Below are 5,658 nucleotides of genomic sequence, written 5' to 3'. Positions count from 1 at the left end.
GCGGGCTTGGCTGGCTGCACCACGAAGATGTAGTCGCCATAGAGACTTGTCGTCAGCGCCGTCTGCGGCAGGGTCAGCACGTTCTGCTCTTCGGGCAGCTCGACACGCACCTGCACGAACTGGCCGGGGGTCAGCTTGCCATCGGGATTGGCGACTTCCGCCCGGATGTTCACCAGCCGGCTGGACGAGTCGATCTTCGGGTCTATGCCACGAATGGCGCCTGCGAATGGCCTGTCCTCGCCGCCAAAGCCCAATCGAATCGTCTGGCCGATCTTGAGCAAGGCGAGTTGCTGTTCGGGAACCGTGAAATCGACCCGCATCGTGTCGAGGTCCTGCAATGTCACCACGGCGGTGCCGGGCGCCAGATACTGGCCGACATCGATCTTCGGGATACCCACCGTGCCGCCGAAAGGCGCCGTCAGCTGCTTCTGGTCGAGCACGGCCTGCAGCTTGGTGACTTGGGATGCCGAGGCCGAGGCCGCCGCACGCGCCGTGTCCAGCGTCGAGTCGGAGCCAACGCCACGCCTGGTCAGTTCGATGGCGCGGGCAAGTGAGGTCTGGTCTAGCGCGGCTTGCGCCTTCTGTGCATCGAGGTCGGCGCGCTCGACGGCGTCATCGAGTTGCAGCAGAACCGCATTGTCCGCCACCTTCTGGTTGGCATGGAAAAGGATGTCCTTGACGATACCGGTAGTCTCGACCGTCAGGTCGACACCGCGCACCGCCTTGACCGTGCCGATCGCCTCGACGCCTGGCGTCCAGGCCGAAGGCTTGGCGATGGTCGTCGAAACGGTTGCCGCCGGCGGCTTCATCGATGCGAAGTACTGCTTGATGCCGTTGTCGCGCAGGAAGTTGAAGCCGACGATGCCGCCGACCACGACGACGAGCAGGGCCAGAACCAGAACAATGATAAAGATACGGAGTATGCGCTTGAACAAGGAAGTCCCCTCAGTCGAAATCCGGCGCGAAGCGCGGATATCGGGACACATACCGACTGCGGGTCCCGATTTCAAATAATGGCGGTCTTCCTGTACCGTCTGGACGGTCTTGTCAATTGGGCCTAAGCTTGCGATGGGAGGCACCATGAGAGCCCAAAGACCGAATTCGCGCGAGAAGATTCTCGCCGCGGCGGCTGATGTTGCCCGGGAATCCGGACCAGGCAGCCTGTCGCTGGATGCCGTCGCCAGCCGTGCCGGCGTGTCGAAGGGAGGGCTCCTCTACAATTTCCCGACCAAGGCCAAATTGATGCAAGGTTTGGTCGAAGGCTATCTGCGCGAGTTCGAGCACGCGCTGGAAGCCGCCAGCACAAATGACAAGGACGAAAATCCCCTGGCCGTCTACATCAGGCTGTCGGCCAATGATTGCGAGGAAAAGCAGCCGTCGGCGTCCTGGATCTTCTCGGCCATCGCCGAGGATCCCGATTTCATGATGCCGATAAAGACCTTCAAGCGGCAGCTTTTCGAGCGGCTGAAGGGCGAGACGCCGGATCTCAAATCGCTGTTGATCTGCTATCTCGCCATCGAGGGATTGCGCAGCATGAACCTCTTCGATTCGGATGTCCTGTCGAAAGACGAGCGCCAGTTGTTGGTATCGTCCCTGCTCGAGATTGCCAAATAGGCGCCGCCCACCCGCTTTTCGGCGGGCCTGTTCGTGAACGCGGCGTTCGCCGGCGTCACACAGGGTTCATCGTGCGGACATAGCGTCTTCCCAGTTCTTTGCTGCAATGCATCTGGAGTGGGACATGGTGGACATAGTTTCTAGCGAGGCGGGCATTCCGAGACCGGATCATCCGCTGGATCAATCGGGCAGCGCGAAGTGGTTCCTGCCGGCCTTCGGCGTGCTGGTGCTCGTCGGCATCGCCTATGTCGGCTACGCGCTCAGCCAGGATCTTGCGGTGGCCAAGACCGTGCCGTGGATCCTGCTTGGCATCGCCTTGCTGATCGCGCTCGGCTTCGAGTTCGTCAACGGCTTCCATGACACCGCCAATGCAGTGGCGACGGTTATCTACACGCGCTCGATGCCGGCCGAATTCGCCGTCATGTGGTCGGGCGCCTTCAATTTCCTGGGGGTTCTCACCTCCAGCGGCGCGGTCGCTTTCGGCATCCTGTCGCTGCTGCCGGTCGAGCTGATCCTGCAGGTCGGCTCGTCCTCGGGCTTCGCCATGGTGTTCGCGCTGCTTGTGGCGGCGATCCTGTGGAATCTCGGCACCTGGTTCCTCGGACTGCCGGCGTCGAGCTCGCACACGATGGTCGGTTCGATCATCGGCGTCGGCCTTGCCAATCAGTTCATGGCGCCCGCCGGCAGCGCCACCAGCGGCGTCGACTGGTCGCAGGCGACCAATGTCGGCGTCACCCTGCTGGTGTCGCCGATCATCGGCTTCTTCGCCGCGGCGATCCTGCTCTATGTAATGAAGCTGCTGGTGCGCAATCCGGCGCTCTACGAGGCGCCGAAGGGCAACACGCCGCCGCCATGGTGGATCCGTGGCCTGCTCATCTTCACCTGCACCGGCGTCAGCTTTGCGCATGGCTCCAATGACGGACAGAAGGGCATGGGCCTGATCATGCTGATCCTGATCGGCGTCGTGCCGACGGCCTATGCGCTGAACCGCACCCCCGACATCAACTATCTCGAAGCCTACAAGTCTGCTTCGGTCAGCGTCGAAACGGCGCTGGGCAAATATGCCAAGCCCGGCGTCACCGTCACCGATGCCAAGGCAGCCGTCCAGGATGCCGTGCGCACCAGGACATGGAGCGACCAGACGACGGTTGCGCTGCAGACCTACATCCACAACACGACGGCTGGCCTGCAGCCCTATGCCTCGGTCGAGACGGTGCCGACCGATCTGGTCAGCAACGCCCGCAACGACATCTATTTGATCGGCGAAGCGCTCAAGCTGATCGACAAGAAGCAGCTGCTGCCGATGGAGGCGGCCGATCTGAAAGCGGTCACCGACTATCACAAGGCCGTCGACAACGCGACGAAGTTCATCCCGATCTGGGTGAAGGTCGCCGTCGCGCTGGCGCTCGGCCTCGGCACCATGGTCGGCTGGAAACGCATCGTCGTCACGGTCGGCGAGAAGATCGGCAAGAGCCATCTGACCTACGGCCAGGGTGCGGCGGCCGAACTCGTGGCGATGGTGACCATCGGCATGGCCGATCGGCTGGGACTGCCGGTGTCGACGACCCATGTGCTGTCGTCGGGCGTTGCCGGAACGATGGCGGCGAACGGTTCGGGGCTGCAATGGGCGACGGTGCGCAATCTGCTGCTTGCCTGGGTGCTGACGCTGCCGTGCTCGATCACGCTGGCCTTCGTGCTGTTCATCATCTTCCGCCAGGTGTTCTGAGCCGAGCGTATAAGCGTCCAAAGAAAAGGCAGCGCCGGGTGACCGGCGCTGCCTTTTTTCTTTAAGTGAGCACTGCGTTCAAGGGGCGAAGACGTATTCGTTTCTGTTGACGTGGAACATGCCTAGGAAATTGGCCGAAACGCCTTTCGCTTCGTCATCCTGTGGCGGAGCAAGGAGCGAAGCGACGCGGCGCAGACCATAGGATCCATGCCGCGACTCCTGAGCGTTGCCGCGGTGCAGAATTCTGCTCCGCTGCACTCCGTGGCAAAGATCACGGCATGGCAACTGTGTTCATGCGAATGCTTTTTTGTCTCGGATGATGGCATTGAGGACGACGAGGAGCTTCCTTGCGACGGCAATGATGGCGAGCTTCTTTGACCCTGATCGGGCTGCGATGGCGCTGTAGAAAGCTCGGAAGCGATCACAGGCTCGGATGGCGCCCAGTGCTGCCATGTAGAGGGCACGGCGCACGCGCGGTCGGCCACCCTGGATCTGACTCCTGCGATTGAGCTTGCCGCTCTTGTTGTCGAAGGGGGCAAGGCCGGCGAGTGCTGTGATCGACTTGGGTGAACGCTGGCCGAGCTCGGGCAGGTGGGCCAGCAGAGAGAGCGCGGTGATCTTGGAGACACCGGGCACGGAGACCATCAGCGCGTTGTCGCGGGCAGTATCCTCGACTTGACGAATGGTTTCGGCGATCCGGCTCTCGAGCGCCTTGATGCGTGTGTTGAAGCTGGCGATCAGCTCTTCGAGTTCGGCCATGACGATCTCGTCGAAGGCATCGGCGCGCTGCTTCTTCAACGTTGCCCTGATATCGACCAGTTGGTCGCGGTGGCGGGCAAGCGATTGAAGGTGCTCACCTTCTTCGCGCGGCACCGGCTCGGCTTCAGGGTGGTAGCGACGACCGTAGCCGCTCAGCATCCTGGCGTCGAGAGGATCGGTCTTGGCGCGCCGTGCCGTCGACTTCGCATAGTGGTGAGTGTGTGTCGGATTGTGCCGCGAGAACGACACGCCTGCCTTGGCCAGCCCATGACGCAGCAGCCGGTCATGGACCCCTGTTGCCTCCATGACGACAAAATCTCGGCCGGGGTGAAGGCCTGCCACATAGGCAGCGATCGCATCGGCTTGGTTGTCGATGCGCTGGCAACGGCTGCTTGCCTCATCAAAGAAATCGAGCCACTGCTTGGAGATGTCGCAGCCGACATAGTTCTGCATTATCATGTCCACGCCTCTTCCTGTGGTGCGGGGTCTGCTGCTGACAGCCCCGTGCAACTGTTCAGGTTGATGGTTCACCGGTGGGAAGGGACCGAGCCATGCCACGGCCTGTCCTCGAAAGGACGACCAGGATCCTGTCGGTCTCCTTCCCACCTCAACCATAGCATGGCAAAAACACACAGGATCCTAGGGTCTGCGCCGCGTCGCTTCGCTCCTTGCTTCGCCCTAGGATGACGAAGTTTGGAGGCGTCGGCCAATCTCGAGCGTCGGCGATGGCCGTTCAAAGGAATCCTGGCCAACAACGCTGAACCGTTGGGCATACCCGGCCTGGCTACGTCGGGTCTTCGCGATGCAGGTCATGGATGGCGACACCGTCGACATTGGTCGGCATCGTCAGCCACTCACGATGGCGCAAGGTGCGCTGCGTGTCCTCCAACCCTGTCTCCCAATGCTCGCGCATCGAGGTGCCTGAGAACTCATAGTCCTTGGCGTGACCCTCATAGCCTTTGTGCTGATAGATCAGGTGCACGATGTTGACGGTGCCGGCGTCCGAATAGTCCTCGATCAGCGCTTCCTCGGCCGGCGTCCGCAACTCCTTCGGCACCCGTTTCAGTGCATCGAGCAGGCGCATCTTGAGACCGTGGATGCGTTTGAAATTGTCAGTGTTTTGCCGTGTGCGGCTCGAATACATGATGTCCTTGTGGCGCGACAGCACGTCCGGCATGCTGCGCGGCAGGACGCCTCGCGCGCTGAACAGGTCGACCTGGAAAACCAGCGAGGAACGGTCCTCTTCCTGGTCGAGCAGATATTGCAGCGGCGTGTTGGAGACGATGCCGCCGTCCCAGTAATATTCGCCTTCGATGCGGATCGACGGGAACGCCGGCGGCAGCGCGCCGCTGGCCATGATGTGCTCCGGTTCGATGCGGACCTTGTCGGTGTCGAAATAGACGAAGTTGCCGGTCCGGACGTTGACCGCGCCGACGCTCAACCGCTTCTTGCCGTCGTTGAGGATGTCGAAGTCGATCAGGCTTTGCAGCGTCTCCTTCAGCTCGGCCGTGTCGTAGAAGCTGGTGGCGCCCTCGGCGCCGGGCTGCTCCATCCAGGGG

At 61.9% G+C, this 5,658-nt stretch carries 5 protein-coding genes; 2 read left to right on the top strand and 3 right to left on the bottom strand.

Going from position 1 to position 5,658, the window contains the following annotated elements; genetic code table 11:
• On the bottom strand, positions 1–935 hold a 935-nt coding region (locus EN914_RS21955; RefSeq protein WP_127389251.1), incomplete at its 3' end, for an efflux RND transporter periplasmic adaptor subunit.
• Between the two features lie 145 nt (positions 936–1,080).
• Here EN914_RS21955 and EN914_RS21950 point away from each other — a divergent pair.
• A complete protein-coding gene (locus EN914_RS21950; RefSeq protein ID WP_024503025.1) occupies positions 1,081–1,614 on the top strand; it encodes a TetR/AcrR family transcriptional regulator in 534 nt (177 codons plus the stop codon).
• A 124-nt stretch (positions 1,615–1,738) separates the two neighbouring features.
• Complete coding sequence (locus tag EN914_RS21945; protein ID WP_024503026.1) at positions 1,739–3,340, top strand: inorganic phosphate transporter; 1,602 nt, start codon at positions 1,739–1,741, stop codon at positions 3,338–3,340.
• 291 nt (positions 3,341–3,631) lie between these two features.
• Here EN914_RS21945 and EN914_RS21940 read toward each other — a convergent pair whose 3' ends face one another.
• Both EN914_RS21940 and EN914_RS21935 read right to left on the bottom strand, forming a co-directional pair.
• On the bottom strand, positions 3,632–4,558 hold the full coding sequence (locus EN914_RS21940; protein WP_032899107.1) for an IS110 family transposase: 927 nt from the start codon (positions 4,556–4,558) through the stop codon (positions 3,632–3,634).
• A gap of 325 nt (positions 4,559–4,883) precedes the next feature.
• The coding region (locus EN914_RS21935) for a DUF3734 domain-containing protein (protein ID WP_127389250.1) at positions 4,884–5,658 on the bottom strand (775 nt) is incomplete at its 5' end.

Origin of the sequence: Mesorhizobium sp. M7A.F.Ca.CA.001.08.2.1 (assembly GCF_003998455.1) — a bacterium.
Lineage (GTDB): Bacteria > Pseudomonadota > Alphaproteobacteria > Rhizobiales > Rhizobiaceae > Mesorhizobium > Mesorhizobium ciceri.
This window is presented reverse-complemented; position numbering and strand designations above follow the sequence as displayed.